Here is a 209-nt window from a genome sequence, read left to right on the forward strand (position 1 = left end):
TCCTTGAAAACTGAACAACGAGTAGTAACAACAAACACAGCCAAGTGTAATGAATGAGCTATATCGAACAAACCTTTTTGGAGAGTTTGATCCTGGCTCAGGACGAACGCTGGCGGCGTGCCTAATACATGCAAGTCGAGCGGATCTGTTCCTTCGGGGACAGGTTAGCGGCGGACGGGTGAGTAACACGTAGGCAACCTGCCTGTAAG

General features: G+C 49.8%; 1 rRNA gene. It reads left to right on the top strand.

Annotation, left to right across the window (positions count from 1 at the left end):
* Positions 1–74: 74 nt before the first annotated feature.
* A 16S ribosomal RNA gene (locus ACSEXW_RS28550) occupies positions 75–209 on the top strand; the annotation flags it as partial.

Source organism: Oryzibacillus soli, from assembly GCF_051594765.1.
Taxonomy (GTDB): Bacteria; Bacillota; Bacilli; order Paenibacillales; family NBRC-103111; genus Paenibacillus_AR.